Annotated in this window: 9 protein-coding genes; 7 read left to right on the top strand and 2 right to left on the bottom strand. The window is 38.1% G+C overall.

The window, feature by feature from the left end:
• The gene (locus SVZ03_14775; protein MDY6935475.1) at positions 1 to 1,401 is read left to right on the top strand and encodes a hypothetical protein; all 1,401 of its coding nucleotides are present in this window, start codon (positions 1 to 3) and stop codon (positions 1,399 to 1,401) included.
• Between the two features lie 230 nt (positions 1,402 to 1,631).
• Positions 1,632 to 2,501 (top strand): hypothetical protein, encoded by an 870-nt coding sequence (locus tag SVZ03_14770; protein ID MDY6935474.1) that lies wholly within the window; start codon positions 1,632 to 1,634, stop codon positions 2,499 to 2,501.
• A 121-nt stretch (positions 2,502 to 2,622) separates the two neighbouring features.
• Here the strand turns inward: SVZ03_14770 and SVZ03_14765 are convergent, their stop codons facing one another.
• Entirely contained in the window at positions 2,623 to 4,191 is a 1,569-nt protein-coding gene (locus SVZ03_14765) for a hypothetical protein (protein ID MDY6935473.1), read from the bottom strand.
• A 403-nt stretch (positions 4,192 to 4,594) separates the two neighbouring features.
• Between SVZ03_14765 and SVZ03_14760 the strand changes: the two genes are divergently transcribed.
• The 4 genes from SVZ03_14760 (at position 4,595) to SVZ03_14745 (ending at position 12,811) form a co-directional block, all read left to right on the top strand.
• The gene (locus tag SVZ03_14760) at positions 4,595 to 7,360 is read left to right on the top strand and encodes a glycoside hydrolase family 38 C-terminal domain-containing protein (protein MDY6935472.1); all 2,766 of its coding nucleotides are present in this window, start codon (positions 4,595 to 4,597) and stop codon (positions 7,358 to 7,360) included.
• Positions 7,361 to 7,407: 47 nt separating this feature from the next.
• A complete protein-coding gene (locus tag SVZ03_14755) occupies positions 7,408 to 10,386 on the top strand; it encodes a hypothetical protein (protein MDY6935471.1) in 2,979 nt (992 codons plus the stop codon).
• Between the two features lie 407 nt (positions 10,387 to 10,793).
• Complete coding sequence (locus SVZ03_14750) at positions 10,794 to 11,504, top strand: class I SAM-dependent methyltransferase (GenBank protein ID MDY6935470.1); 711 nt, start codon at positions 10,794 to 10,796, stop codon at positions 11,502 to 11,504.
• A gap of 71 nt (positions 11,505 to 11,575) precedes the next feature.
• Positions 11,576 to 12,811: an MFS transporter gene (locus SVZ03_14745; protein ID MDY6935469.1), complete on the top strand. Its 1,236-nt coding sequence runs from the start codon at positions 11,576 to 11,578 to the stop codon at positions 12,809 to 12,811.
• Between the two features lie 137 nt (positions 12,812 to 12,948).
• Here SVZ03_14745 and SVZ03_14740 read toward each other — a convergent pair whose 3' ends face one another.
• Positions 12,949 to 13,500, bottom strand: coding sequence for an HDIG domain-containing protein (locus tag SVZ03_14740; protein ID MDY6935468.1), 552 nt, complete (start codon positions 13,498 to 13,500; stop codon positions 12,949 to 12,951).
• A 393-nt stretch (positions 13,501 to 13,893) separates the two neighbouring features.
• Between SVZ03_14740 and SVZ03_14735 the strand changes: the two genes are divergently transcribed.
• On the top strand, positions 13,894 to 16,359 hold the full coding sequence (locus tag SVZ03_14735) for a methyl-accepting chemotaxis protein (protein ID MDY6935467.1): 2,466 nt from the start codon (positions 13,894 to 13,896) through the stop codon (positions 16,357 to 16,359).
• Positions 16,360 to 16,504: the final 145 nt, after the last annotated feature.

Below are 16,504 nucleotides of genomic sequence, written 5' to 3'. Positions count from 1 at the left end.
TTGAATATTTTTAATATAAAAACATATAAAATAGAGACCTTACTAACAGGGATAACTATCTCTATAGTCATATTAATGGTATTTTTCAATGATATTAATAAACATATACGAATTAAGGAGTTGAAGATATTTTTACAGAGAAGTAACAGGGAAGATAACAATCTTGATCATATCGGTCTGGTTATGAAGTATAGACTTCAGAAGAGATTATATGAAGATCAGATAACCCAGACTGATGTCAATATGACAGAGATGAGAGTAAATGCCATCCTGTCAGAGGAAACCATTGATAAAAGGATCTCTCTTCCCAAATACAAGATTCTCTCGATTCCGGCAGTGAGTGTAATCAATTTTTTTCGTTCCCTTATAAGAAAATCTCCTATCAGAGATTTAGAAGAGGATAAGTCAAATCTATACTTGGACATATCTTATTACTATGAGAGGAATAAGTATTATACAAAGGCATTGGAACTATATGAGAAGGCCCTTGGGGAGGGAGGGCTTAAAAGGACCAAGATTGCGGGTATTTTTCTTCATCAGGGATTCTGTCACTCAATTCTTGGGAATTATAAAGAAGCGAGAGAAAAGTATATCACCATCATTAAAGAATATGGTGAGGAGAGCATAGCAGTAACAGCAGCTATACTCTTAAGATATCTCGATGGATTCAGGTCTGAAGTTGAGAGGGTTTTGAATAGTGAAAGCGATTCATTAGGCAAGGGCGAGAAGCTATATAAACTCATCGCTTATAAGGAGTCAATTGATGTATTGAAAAAAATTGAGAAGGGTGGGAGTGCTTCAGAGAGGTCTAGGGTTCAATTTTTTAAAGGGCGATGCTTGGAAGAACTTGCTCAAAAAGAGGAGGCTGTAGAGACCTACCAAAAGATCATTATGGGGGATTACAAGTCAAGGTATGCAAAATTGGCCAATAGTAGAATCTATATCATCGGATCCCTTGTTCATAACGGTTCAAAGATAAAACAACTTGCAGTCAAGAATAATGAACTCATTAAAGATGTTTCTTTTACAAAGGCAGTAAGTGATACCTCAGAAATCTATAAGTCTACAGGTATTGAGAATAGTTTGACTCAAAGTACAGTATTTAAAGATTCCTTTATGGAAATTGATAAAAATTTTTCATCAATTGATGATGAGAAACTGAAATCCTATGATAATGCCATAAAAAAGATCGATGAAAAGATTGAGGAGGAGAAGAAAAGAAAGCTGATTGGAAAGATTAAAAGAAAACCTGTAAAAATCAAGGTATATACTGACGATGGTAATGTTTTTGTAGGAAGAGTTGTAAAGGAGACCAGAGATTATATGAGATTAAAAACTATTATAGGGGGAGTTAAGATAAATAAAAATAAAATAATTAAACGAGAAAAACTAAAACACTAGCCTTCAAATCTATTAACCTGCATTTAGATTATACCATATCCCATCACAAGGTTTTTTTATGGATAACACCATCTAGGCATGAAAGAAGGGTTCTTTTGCTTCTCAGCAGCAATTATGATATATTGCTTCAACCAATGTGAAAATGATACAAAAATTGACTTTAACAAATTTTTTTGTTATATTCACTTGGTGGTGATATATAGAATATAACAATTTATTGGTATATATTTATGAAGAAGATTAAGGGAGTAAAATTCCTATTATATGTGTTTCCCCTGTTGTCTGTTGTCTTATTATGTAATCTGTTGTTTGCAGATACAGTTAAGCTTTCCGATGGGAGTATCTTGGTTGGCAAGATAATAAAAGATGATAGTAGCAAGATTATTTTTAAAAATTCCTATGGATCCTTTAAAATTAAAAAGAGACAGGTGAAGAAAATATACGTTACTCGAAATTATAATGAAGATATCCAAATTCATAAAAAGCTGGGGAAAGACTTTAATGAGGCAACCATAAAGAAGAATTACCTTGCTGGGTTAGCGAAGAGGGAGGAGGTAAAGAAGGCTAATTTATCAAAGGGGAGTGAGTTAAAGGAAAAGGATTCAACATGGACGAGTATGAGAATTTCAATAAGTGGGACTCACATTGTTACAACCGGAAGGCTGAAAAAAATATTGCCAAAGGGATCAGGCGCATTGATCGCTTTTGATCAGGGTATGGATTTCATTATCGGTTCCAAAAGACATTTCTTGATGCCCGGATTTCGTCTTGAGGTAGGATATTTGCGCTATGAAAAGGATCCTGCTAAGGTTGATTGTATTACATCCTCAGGAGGTCTACTCTGGCTATTTCCCTTTATTAAGAATGGCTGGGGGAATATCGTACTCTCCTCGCTTCCAGGTGTGACATTCCTGAATATTGAGAAGAACAGCTATAAGGAGAGTAGCAGCACCTTTACCCTTCATTCTCTTGTGGGTTATGAGTATAGCATCGGAGCGGTCACAATCTTTCTACATGGCAGATATATGTTTGTATATGATAAAGATGTTAATCTGAATGGAATTGGGGGAGATTGCGGCATAGGTATGAGGATCTGGTAGAATTAAGAGTGAGTGATCTTTGTTGAATCAGCTGAAGGTTATTGGGGGTTGAATTGAATTTCACAACTTGGGCGAGATAGTTTTGAATGCATGTTTTTTCCATTCCACAATCCATATTAAATTAAACTTCAAAGACTGAGTTCCATTTTCGAAAGAAGTAACTTGGAGTGCAACTCCAGGCATGGCAGTAGCTGTTTAGTAAGTAGTTAGCATAGGGTGATAGAAATGGATCTGTTGGATCATATATTTCCCAAAATGTGCTTGCGCCAGCGTTGATCATTCCACCCCAATAAAGATTTATTAGTTCAATTGCTAATTCCTTAAGACCACAAGTCAACATAGCCTCTACTGCATAATGGTAGATGAAAGGGGTAGCAGGTTTGACTGCATCTTTACGTTTAATGAGCTTTTGAAATAGAATAGCCCCTTCCTGAGGAGAAATCACCCCTGACAATATCATCCATACCTGAGATGCCCAGGATATTTGTCGCTTTGATCCACTGACAAATAGATTATTATGAGAAGGACTGAGCATTCTTTCTCTAGCAGCGATAGTCATTTTATTGATCAGCTCTCTGGCAAATGCTGCCTCAGCTTCCTTATCGATAGCCTGAGCAAGTTCGCTGAGCCTCTTTAACGAAAAGATAATAATCCCCTGCATAGGAGTTTGAATATCCAATTCAGGGCGCCAATCTACAAAGATCCACCACTTGCCAATGTCCTGAAAAATGTAGTCATTATTGATATACTCCATCACAAAATCCATCTGCTTTAGAGCAATAGGCCATAGATCTCTGGCAGTCTCCCAGTCACCGCTAGCTTCAGCATAGTCCAACAAACTGGATGTATATAGAGCTGCATGACCGAGGATGAATTCATTCCCCTTGCTGAATACCGGCCTTTCATAGACACATGCCGGTAGCTGACCATTTTCGTGTGCCAATCCTGCAAAGAGGTATAGACCTCGCTTCACTACTGTGTAATTTTTAAAGGTTAAATAATTAGTACGTGCCAATAAGGGCGAGTCCCCTATCCATAGACGACGATCCCGTTTCGGACCATCTTCTAACCCAGTTTGCATACAATTTCTTAGTGTACGAAGACCGACTATATCTAAGTTTTGGAATTCAGGCTTTATTCTTTTATTACACAATTTTTCGATAGGAATTGAAGCTGAGGTTACGCTGTCGCAGTGTATTGAGGAGAATTGAATTTGATAATCAAAGGATGCAGCCATGATCTCTATCTTAAGATAACGAAAGGCAAAGCGTCTTGACAGACAAATGCTTTGCGGTAAAGTGTCCAGGGTGATGGTCTCATCCTGCAACCAGGCTCGACTTAGTGTCCCTATAAATGGATCAAAGGGTTCACATACCTCGGCTGGAACTTCGCCAAAGATGAATTTAATCCTTAATGGTCCTCCCATTGCCTCTCCTATCAAATTCAGTGTAAAGTGTAGATAACCGACGATATGTTCTCCAAAATCGAGTATAAGTTGATCCCCTCTCTTCAGGCGCCTCTGATAAATCGATGCAGGTGGAAGTTTTGGTAACATCCTCCACCCCTGAAACGAGCGAGGATCTCCTATTGAGCGCACTAGACTCTGAGGTCTTATATTATTGTGATAGAGCTGAGGTTCGCATTCTTTGGCTATCTCTAACCATCGCACCTGATCTTGAAAATAGGGCATGCTTCTTTCCTAATAAACCCATACTATATGGGAGACAATGAGATAAATATAGGATACTCAAGGGATTATCTATTGTCAAGAAACCTAAAGATTGCTTGTATAAATTATGGATTTGTGATACATTGAAAAGGGGTTAAGAATAACTATTTATGTTTAGTCGCATATGATAATCCTTTGTGAATGCTTCCTGAATGATAAACATACTCCTGAGTTTTTATTACTCATTGTGCTAACATTTGATTGAGTATTTTAATCATCCGGTATTCCAGCCTGCGGATTAATCTGATTTGAAATGTGATGGTCTGCTGCATAATATTGTTCATAATATTAACACTGAGAGGTGTAAGTATCCTATAACTCAACCTTTATTGATAATAAAGATACACATAAGGGAATATAAATAATGAAGATATTAAATAGAGTGTTAAAATTCAGAAACCAACAGAAGGCGGAAGAAGAAATTTTGTATATTCATATATTTTCACATACCCACTGGGATTTTGAATGGTATGAGGTTCATGAGGGATTTAAATTGCAATTGGTGCCCTTGATAGAACATCTTTTAGATACATTGGAAAAGGATCCTGATTTTAAGTTTCATTTTGATGGACAGGTTATGCCTATAATGGATTATCTTGAAATTTTGCGTGAAGAAGATGATTGCGATGATAAAAACAGGGTAGGAGAGGCAAATCGAAAGATTAGCAAATTTGTCAAAAGGGGGCAATTGATCTTGGGCCCCTGCTGGAGCACACCAGAGACTTCTTTAATAAGCTGTGAATCGCTTATCAGAAACATAAACAGGGGCATTCGGTTTTCAAGTAAATTCGGGGTAGCCAGTTCGGTCTTTTATAATGCTGATGCCTTTCAATATCACTCCCAATTACCTCAGATAATTGAGGGATCAGGCCTTAAATCTGCTTTTACCTGGAGAGCCTATAAACATGGGAAGACCCTAAAAGACCTGTCTATATGGGAGGGAGCGGATAAGACATCTGTTCTTCGATACTATCCACCCAGAAGCTACGCACAGATATGGCATCTGCCAATAAAGATTGAGGATGCAGTCTCTATCATTAAGGATGAGGCTGAGTTTTTAAAGAAGTTCGCTGTGACCAAACACGTTCTTATTACTCAGGGTAATGATCAGTTTGAAGCTCAATCCAACATCAATAAGATAATAAAACAGATTGATGAGGAACTTGGGTGTAAATATAGACTCAATCAGGTGACATTGGAGGATTTTTTCAACAAAATTGAGAAAGAAAATCCCAAATTAGATATCATTCATGGTGAGCTGACGGGGAACCAGTGGGCTTGTACCATGAGCGGACAATTATCAGCGAGGATGTATTTGAAGCAGAAAAATAAAGAGGCTGAGATCGCCATAGAAAAATGGGCTGAGCCCTTTGCTTCATTTTCTTGGCTCCTTGGTTATGACTATCCGGCTGGTTTAATAGAGAGAGCGTGGGAATATCTGATGAAACAGCATTTTCATCATTGTAACGCCTGTGCAATTGATGAGGTCCATCGTGAGGGGGAAGTCAGATATAAGAATTCTATTGATGTAGCAAATGGTATTGTAGGCGGAAGCATGGGTAGAATAGCATCAAAGATAAGTACCGCAGATATTATTAATGATAAGGAGAGTTCTTTAGTTATTTTTAACCCATCCGATGTTGAGCGTATGGAGGTAGTGAAGGCTGAAATTAACTTTGGAATCGGCGTTCATAATGATGCTGAATGGTTGCTAGCTAATAGAGATGTAGAGAAAAAACAGGTAATAAAGAAACATTTTACCCTTAAGGATGATGAAGGGAATATGATCCCTTATCAGATTTTACATGGGAAAGAGGCGGGGTATGAAATAGCTTTCTGGGCAGAAAAGATACCCCCCTTTGGTTATAAAACTTATGGGATAGAATTAAGCGATAGTAATGATATAGAGGAGGGGAATAATATTGCTCATGAAAAGGAAAATGTGCTGGAAAATGATATATTAAAGGTAAAGATCAAAGAAGATGGATCATTATCCATTATGGACAAAAGGAATGGTGTAAATTTTAGAAATTTGAATATAATTGAAAATACTGCGGATCACGGAGATACTTATAATTATGATCCCCTAAAAGGTGATAGACCAATAACAACACAGGGGGTGAAAGGTAAGATTACTCTCAAGGAGAATGGTCCTTTATTGGCTACTATTGAGGCAAAGGTCGAACTGGCTTTGCCTGAATCCTTGACCTCTGATAGAAAAGCGAGGAGTGGACATTTAAGGAAATTACCAATATTATTCAATATTACCCTAAAAAAGGGATCACCCTTGGTTTATATTAGCGCTAATATAGACAATCAGATAAAGGATCATCGTTTACGAGTCCTCTTTCAGGGTGTAAGAAGCGATTTCGTGTATGTACAGACTCAATGTGATGTAGTACAAAGAAGGATTACAAAATATAAGGAATATTCAGATAATAATAAGATGGACATATCACACAGGGTAATTGTGGGTAATATGCCAAAGGAAAAGGCACCTTCACCAACGCAATTTCAACGCAATTTTGTTGGGACTAATGACGGGAAAAAGGGATTAGTCATTTTAAATAAAGGATTGCCCGAATATGAGGCCAAGACCAATGGTACAATCGCCCTTACTCTGCTGCGTTCTGTAGGGTGGCTTTCGCAAGATGATCTTAGCACAAGAGAAGGATCAGCTGGTCCCATTGTGCCAGTGCCAGACGCTCAATGTATTGGAAAGCATACCTTTGATTATGCTATCCTTCCTCAGGCAGGCTCATGGAATGCGACACCTATTTACAGGCAGGAAAATCAGTATAATATTGATATTAAATTTATGGAAGTTGCATGCCAGAAAGGGGAACTTCCAACCAATTTAAGTTTTGTAATAATACAACCTGATGAACTAATGGTAAGCGCAATTAAAAAATCCTACAGCGAGGATAATTTCATTATAAGGCTGTTCAATCCCACGAATAAATTGATGAAAGGAAGCCTAGCCCTTTACCCTGGAATTAAAGAAGCATGGCTTGCTAATCTTAATGAAGAAAAAAAGGGAAAGATATCTCCTCAAAGCGATGGAAGTATTCTTATCGAATTAGGTCCGAAGAAGATTAGTACAATAAATATTACGCCAAAATGTAAATAGAATTGTATCAATCTAAAGTATTAATTGCTTAATAAGAGTAAATATCAATGACTGTAATGAATATCGAAAATGAAAGGATAGTAATTCCTTCAGTTGATTTAGGTGGAACAAAAATAGATTTTGCCTTTGTTCGAGCTGATAAAAAACGACAAATAGCCTTTGAATATCCTCAGGTTGAGGTAATAAAAGAAAATGGCAAGATTGACATCATAAAAACTCTCCAACTAATAGCGAAATTGATTACCGAACGCACTTCTGAGGTTAATAGAATGGGTTGGGTTGTGCTTAAGCTGTTGGGAATGGGCGCTCCTGGATTGTATCTAAGCGATGGCAGTGTGGATCCCCGTACTGTTCCCAATATTCCAGGTTTGGCGCAGATAAAACCTGCAGAGGTATTGGCTGAGATGCTGGGTAATGGATGGAGGGTGTACATAAACAATGATGGAGTAGTGCAGGCTATAGCCTCATCCTATGCTTTTGTGCAATCCACACTTTACAGAGAAGGGTGGGCTGGGATTGTGGAGGAATCAGGGGGGAGGATGATATACTTGGGGCCTGGCACAGGGTTTGGAGCAGGGAAGGTCCTAGTCCGTCAGGATAAGCAGGTTGTTTCAATGTCCGGCTCTTCCGCCTTCTTTGACATACTGATAAGGGATGGTAAAACTGCCGAGGATCTGCTGAGTGGTACAGGACTAGCTAAGATTGCTCAATCGATGGAGATTGAGAATCTTAAGGAGGGGAAGCCCCTATTATCGAAATTTATCGATATGTATGACCAATGGGAGAGGAATTCTCAAAAATCCACAGAAAAACTTTTGAATGGGATTACAGGCAAGGTTATTGCTAATGCATATTATTCAGATAATATAGAATCGAAATCAATAGCTAAAGAGATATTTATTCAAGCTGGACGAGACCTGGCAAGGTTGATGATTCAATTGTATGAGGGTGAGGGTGATAAAGCCATATTGGAATGGGAGAGGGAGGATTGGGATTCAGTTAAGGGTGTCAGCGTATTTTTAGTTGCCGGTTTGTTAATAAAGCCAGCTGGCAAGGATTTAATCCTTCCCTCTGCTAGGGAGACCTTGGAGAAGATGGGTTATTCAAATAAAATATATATTATAGAGACTGACCAATTGCCCATAATGAAAGATATTCAGAACAAGATAGGAATACTAGGTTCTTCGCTCATTGTCCCTAAGGATGAGATTTTAAAGCAAAGGTGGGCTCATTTCTTGATTGTAGGAGAAGATCAGATAAATCATTTTATAGTCTCTTTAATAAAAGGAATGATTTTAGAAAACGAGGGTTCGGTTATCATAGCAATCGATGGGTATATAGGAGTTGAATGGCAAAAGATCAGTCTTCAAATAGAGATGGGATTGGAGAAAGATAGCCTTAGCGTACAAATGATAGATTTTTCATTATTCTTTAAGTCTCCAGAAAGGATAGATGAAATAATTAGACCTTATATTGGTGAAGAGAAGACATTTGGACGTATTTTTGATAGAACCTTGGATGATCTGTTGGATGAAGATCGTGTGGCTACGATAAAGAAGATTTTTTTGGATAGTAGAGAGCAGAGTAGATCAGATTCACCTCAGGCAATAATTTGTTTTGGTTCCGGCGCTGCCTGTAGCTCTCTTCTGAATCTTTATGATGTTATTATATATAAGGATTTGACCCGAGAGGAGATAACCAAGCGTTATCAGAAAGGGATGGTTTGCCCTCTCGGCGCAGGAAGGGGAGGGGAATACGAAAAGGGGCAACCAGCCTATCTGACTGGAAAAAGATATCACTACATAGACTTTCCCATAGTCGATGCACACAAAGGGGCGCTTCAAAATAGGATTCATTACTATATCGATGATAATCTTTCTTTAGAACCAAAGTTAGTAACTCAGCGAGTATTGGATGAGATGGTCTCTCATCTGGCTGATGGGCCAATTCAACTAAAGGCGTTCCATGATGCGGGTGTATGGGGTGGTCAGTGGTTAAAAAGGATTCGGAATTTACCAAAAGAAATGGTGAATTGTGCCTGGGGATATGAGTTGATGGCCTATCAGATGAGCGTGAAAATTCCCTTAGGGGATTTCTTTATGGAAATCCCTTTTGCCAATATACTGGATAAAGAATCGGATAAGATTATGGGCAAGCGGGTTAATAGATTATTTGATGGATTCTGGCCAATTCGCATCAATTACGATGACTGCTGGGAGGGTGGTGATATGGCCATTCAGATCCACCCAGATTCCTCATATATTAAAACTAATTTTAACGAGCCATTACATCAGGATGAGAGTTATTATGTTATCGCCTCCACCCCTGACGCATATGTATATTTGGGTATGAAAGAGGGAATATGCTTACAGGAGTTTTATGAAGACGTCCGTAAAGCAGAAACTGAGGGGATTCCCTTTGATCACCGAAAATATGTAAATGTCTTCCCGGCAAGGGCAGGGGACCTTTTCCTCATTCCAGCAGGAACGCTTCATGCTTCGGGTAAAGGATGTGTGGTGCTGGAATTAAGCTCAACCACTGATAGATATACCTTTCACTTTTATGATTTTTTAAGGAAGGATCTCAATGGAGAACTGAGAGAGATTCATTCTAAACATGCATTCAATATGGCGAATAAGTATTCCCATAGAACTACTTCATGGGTAAAAAAACATCTGATTCAAGAACCAAGATTATTACGAAACGGCGATGATTGGGCTGAATATCTTATAGGAAGGCTTGAGGAATTGGTTTTTGAGGTACATCGGTTTGAATTTGTTACGAGAATAGAAGATGATACAGAAGGCGTGCCGCATGTCTTAAGCATGGTAGAAGGATGCGCTGTGCTTATAAAATCTATATGTTTTCCAGAAAGGCAATTTGATTTGAGCTTTTCTGAAACACTAATCCTACCATCCCGTTTCGGGAAGTATGAAGTCATCAATCTAGGTGATAAATCATGCAAGGTCGTAAAAACACTCGTTAACACCTCATGTAAATGGAATGATGATAGGGATTACCTATGAAGGATGGTTATTTATTTAACCATCTATAGGAGGATAAAAAAAAGCCTCCAGGGAATACCAGAGGCTAAATTATGAAAAAACTATTCTACACCTCAAAAGTACGAATGTGCTATATAGAAGTCAAGATTTATTTCGGATAATTGAGTAAGAGTAATTGTAAAAGTGCAGCTAATATCTGATAATACGATACTATTAATCATTGAGAAAAAATTTTGCTTCAACTGAACTCTATAGCTATGCCCCTTTAATAAAATTTTTCTTTACAATATTTAAGCAAATTGACAAGTTAACATCCATTGTTGAAATCTTTTCTATCTTTACTATATCTTAGCGAGTAATAAGTGGAGTGTCAATTGGTTCGTCCCATCATATACTGAAATAAATAATGTAGAATAATTGAGAAAATTATGGATTATAAGAATTATATCTCAAAAATATCATTTTCTTTAATAGAACCATTTGACCAAGGAGTTTTTTTGCTTCCCGATCACTCAACCTATTCTATGATAGATATCAAAAACACCATCCTCCCCTATGAAGATGATAAGATGAAGGCAATTCTGTCTGAAATTTGTCAAATGCCGAGAATGTCTACATTTGCAATTGCTGCAATAGTGAACAAGATAGTCTCCAATATGCCGTCAGATCAATCATTTGTAAATGTAGGTGTATGGCACGGTTTTTCATTTTTATCTGGCCTTGCAGGCAATCCTGATAAGAGCTGTGTAGGTGTTGATAATTTTTCAGAATTCGGGGGGCCACGGAAGGAATTTAATGATCGATTTAATAAGTATAGGAGTGATAAGCATTTATTTTATGATATGGATTATGTTGATTATTTCTCCAAAATTCATAATGATCCAATCGGATTCTATATATACGATGGCAATCATTCAAAAGAAAATCAATTACAGGGTTTAAAGGTGGCGGAACCCTTCTTTGCAAAGGATTGTCTAATTTTAATAGATGATATCAATTGGCCTGATCCAATGGAAGGCACTAATGCCTTTATTAAGCAGAGTAGGTATAAATATAAGATAATTGTGGAACAACGCACAAGCAATAATTGTCATCCGACCTTTTGGAATGGCATAGCAATTATGCAGAGAATCGATTGATTATTCCATTATCCGTCTAATTTTCATATCCCCTAAATCATCTATCAATAAATTATAGGAAATTATATATATTGAGAAAATCAGACTCACCTAAAATATTTTATGGCTGGTTTGTCGTTTTGGGTGGATTTTTGGCCATGCTCTCAGGTGGAATCCTTTTCTCCTATGGGGTATTTTTCGATGCGATCCGCATTGAATTCGGTTGGAGCTATACCACGACTTCATCGATTCATTCAATTACATTGGTTATGGCTTTGATCTTTACATTGATGTGGGGGCCCCTTATCGATAGATATGGATCAACCCCTGCGTTAATTGTAGCGGCCATAGCGATTGGTCTTGGATTGTACTTGTCAAGTTTGTCGCAGAATCTATGGCAATTTTATCTTTACCGCGCAATCGGTTGTATCGGCGCTTCCACTATGACAGTCTCGCTTAGTGTAGTACAGAAGTGGTTTGTTGAGCGAAGGGGGCTTGTCGTTAGCATTGTTATTGCTGGTGTGGGAGTGGGACAGTTTACCTTTCCTATTTTATCTGAGGTTCTGATCACTGGTTATGGGTGGCGGACTGCTCTAGCATGCCTTGGAATAATTAACACTATTATTATTATGATTTCAGCCTATCTAATTGTGGACGAACCGCAAAAAAAGGGGCTGAGCCCCTATGGGGGGAAACAGGAAGAGATCAGCGAATCTGGGAGATCAACTAACGAAACAAGAGAGCAGGGACAGGAACCTGCTTTAAGGGAAATACTCAAGAGTACGGTTTTCATCGCAATAATTGTATATAATATTTTAACCGTTATTCCTGTGCACATAGTATATGTGCATTTGGTGCCCTATGTTATTAAGAGTGATATTGCCCCATTGGCCAAGGCTGGGATTGTGCTGAGTGTTATCGGAGGTTTGAGTATTGTGGGTCGGTTGGTATTTGGAGCAATTACTCCTAACATCTCTGGATGGAGAATGGGTCTTGTTATTTGCTCAGTATTATGCGGAATAGCCATGCTGTGGCTTTCAGTGAGCCATTCATTTTGGATGGTATTTGTGTTTGCTATTATTTATGGAATATTTCAGGGTGGGAGAACACCCCTTGTGCCTGGGGTCATTGGAACATATTTTGGGAATAGTAACCTTGCTTCCCTGATTGCAATTTCCAGTGCGAGTATGATACTCGGAGCTGCCATTGGTCCTGTTGTGGCAGGATACATCTGTGATGTTACAGGAAGTTACTATTTAGCCTTTATTGTCGGAGCCATATCCTATTTTTTAGGAGCTAGCACTGTAATCAAGATTCATCAACCATGAATGTTACCTTTATGTACATACTTCTCTCAGGTCGTTGAACTCGGTATCTATTATAGTGAAATAAGTGATGCCTAGTTAATTATTGGTTAAGACATATTTCTGATGGCATAATAAGTGTAATTAAATTGAAAATATGATTATGCCTCAATATCTGAAATAACTGTATGTAGATCCCTTTTCATATATTTTGAAATCTTGCTTTCAAGTAAAAGAATATTATTTTTGTTATTGATTATAATGCTTCTTATCTCGGGGGTTTTGCCATATCTTATGACAAGGTCAGCTATTCTTTCATCTACAGAGACTATTTTTTTGTGCATTACTCTCTTATCCGCATAATTAACAACCTCACTCTCAGTCAATTTGCTATTAAAATTAAAATCCTTAATATAGACATGCTCTTCAACAATACATGCAATATGATCAAATCCAATTTTTTTCAGATATTTCCCGCCCGTTATGTCATGAGGCTCCTTTGTCTTTATTGAGATTGTCTTGGTAATGTCGTGAAGGAGAGATGCGGCAATTACCAGATCCCTATTTATCTCTGTCTCATTACTTAGATTATCAACAATAGCTAGCGCAACCCTCATCACCTGTTTTGAATGATCAAATATGTTTGGAAGCATTCCAGTATGTCTCATCAACTCATAGCATTCTTTAATTGATGGAATTCTATCGTTATTCATATAGCTTCCTGAATCTCTAACAATCTATACAGGTATTAGCATCAATATTTATATATGAAGTTATGCTATCATATTCTACAATGACAAAATTGGAACTTGAAAAAAAAAATTGAATTAATCAAATAAGACAGATATAATAAATTTACCATGAAGTTTATTCCTACTTATATCTGTATTGGATAGTCGATGTCGAGTACAATCGATATACAATTTAAAATATATAACCTCCTTGCTGCTTAATCAGATGATATTAGTCAGGGAGGTAAAGAGAATTTATCAAATATATTATTTTCATTCGAAAATAATCAATATCATAGGAAAAATCAATCAATAGTTGATTGTTGATTGCGATGTAAGCAATATCATGAGGTTCAATTTAAGGAGGTAAACAAAATGAGAAGTATTAAGAGTACAAGTGTCAATAGTGCGGGAGGAAAAATATCCCTTAAAATGCGTTTGTGGTTAATTATTGGGGTAATAATCTTATTATCCATTTCTGTTGCCTTTATCGGCATAAACAGCCTTAATGGACAAAACGACAGATTAAAACATATTGTTCATGTGTCTGCTGAAAAAATAAAACTCGGTGGAATGATCAATCAGAGTATAATGGCGATTTCAATGGCTGAGAAGAATATGCTATTAGTTGAGACGGACCAAATGATAAAGGAATATGCTGGCTTAATAAAAACAAAGAAAAGGGAGTTAAATGAGCACAGGATGAAACTCAGTAATCTTGTGGATGATGAAGGTAAGGAGATGCTGAATAATTTTAAAACAGAGTGGGATGCATATAGTAATGTTAATGACCAGGTCATAGAATTGGCTCTCAACCTTCAAAAGGGGAAAGCCATAAATCTATCTATAGGTAATGGAGCTGAATTACATGTTGCGGCAGCCTCTATGGTAACAGCTATTATAGAGAAAAATGATAAGGATATGGTAACGGATGAGGTTAAAAGTGATGAAAATTATTCTTTTGCTCTAACAATACTATTGATCGGTCTTATGATTATCATAATCGCTGGTGGTGCAGCGTTTATTATGAGTCGAAATATTGCATATATTGCTGTGAATGAAAGCAGTAAAGCAGCGAGCCTTGTATCAAATAGCGCAGATGCAATATTTACTACTGATAAAAATCTGGTTATACAGGAAATAAACGAGATAGCGCTTAAGGCTCTTGGTTATTCCAGGGATGAGGTTGTTGGTAAAATGACCTGCGGGGATATATGCAAAACCCCTGTCTGCAATACAGCAGAATGTACCATTAAGAGATGTATGCAGAATAGAGGAAATATCGTAGCCACAACCATCGCTACATCCAGTGATGGAACTAAAATACCTGTGCGTGTATCCTGCGGCGCCCTGTTTGATCAAGATGGTAATCCAGTTGGCGGATTTGAGATATTATCCAATATAACTACAGTTGATGAGGGTTTCCTTAATAACATGGCGGATGCCGCATTTAGGACAGATAAGGAGCTTGTGATACAGAATATCAATGACGCCGCGCTTAAGGCATTGGGATATAGGCGTGAAGAGGTGATAGGGAAGATGACCTGCGCGCAATTGACCAACACGCCTGTCTGCGGTACTTCAGACTGTACTATTAAGAGATGTATGGAAACTAGGAGTAACATTGTCGCAGAGACAGTGGCTACAGCAAAGGATGGCACAAAGATACCTGTTCGTGCGGCTTGTGGTGCATTATTTGATGAAGCAGGTAATGTAAGCGGTGGCTTTGAAGTTATCTCTGATAATAGTGATTTTATTAAAATGGTTGAGGTTACTAATTCCATTGCTGAGGGCGATTTGACTGTTAATGTGAGTGAAAAGATAACAGATAGGGATGATGCTGTGGGGGCATTGGCTAAGGCTCTCAGTAAAATGGTAGATGATTTGAGTAGTATAATTTCAAACGTTGTCATAAGCGCACAGAATCTTGCGCAGGCCGTGGAGCAGATATCTAGCGGAAATCAGAATCTTTCTCAGCGGACATCTGAGCAGGCATCGTCCTTAGAAGAGATAGCCTCAACAATAGAAGAGACCACAGCTACTATTAAGCAGAACGCAGAAAATGCTAACGAGGCCAATGATATGTCGAGTAAATCATCGCAGTTGGCTGATGATGGTGGTCGTTTGGTGACTGAGGCTGTAACCTCCATCAATGAGATAAATCAGTCTAGTCAGAAGATAGGGGACATTATTTCAGTAATAAATGACATCTCATTCCAAACAAATCTGTTGGCTCTCAATGCCGCTGTAGAGGCTGCTCGAGCTGGTGAGCAGGGGCGCGGTTTTGCAGTGGTAGCCGGGGAGGTGAGGAATTTAGCGCAACGATCAGGGAATGCGGCAAAGGAGATTAGTGTTCTCATTAAAGACTCTTTGGATAAGGTTGAGAATGGCACTGAATTGGTTAATAAGAGCGGAGAGGCGTTAAAGGAGATAATCGATTCCGTTAAGAAGGTTGGCAAGGTTATTACAGAGATAGCAGCGGCTAGTCAGGAACAGAAACAGGGCGTTGATCAGATAAATACAGCGGTAGGAGAGATGGATTCCATGACCCAACAGAATGCTTCACTAGTTGAGGAGACGGCCTCAGCCAGCGAGGAGATGGCCAATCAGGCGCAGGACCTACTTGGATTAGTGGAGAATTTCAAGTTGAAGGAAGATACAAACAGAGGTCGAGGCAGTATGGAGCATTCAGCAAAGCGTCAGGAGTTGCATCTTAAGGCAGCAGAGGGGGTTAAGAAGGATAAGACCAATCGGGATAGGGATGAAGAGGTGAGCCTTAAGAAAGGGCAGCAAGAAGACATTACTCATACCCTTTCACTAGATGGATTTGAAGAGTTTTAGATAAAAAAAGAATTTATAGCTAAGTATGGATGATCTGTGGGGTTGTCCATATTATTTTCTAGGGATATATTTTCAATTCAATCAAATATCAAAGACAGAAGATGCAGATGTCTCATATACCCAAAATCCAATATAGCAAAGAGAT

Source organism: Spirochaetota bacterium (assembly GCA_034190085.1).
GTDB lineage: Bacteria > Spirochaetota > UBA4802 > UBA4802 > JAFGDQ01 > JAXHTS01.
Note: the sequence above shows the minus strand (reverse complement) of the source record. Positions and strands in the feature narration are given on the sequence as shown.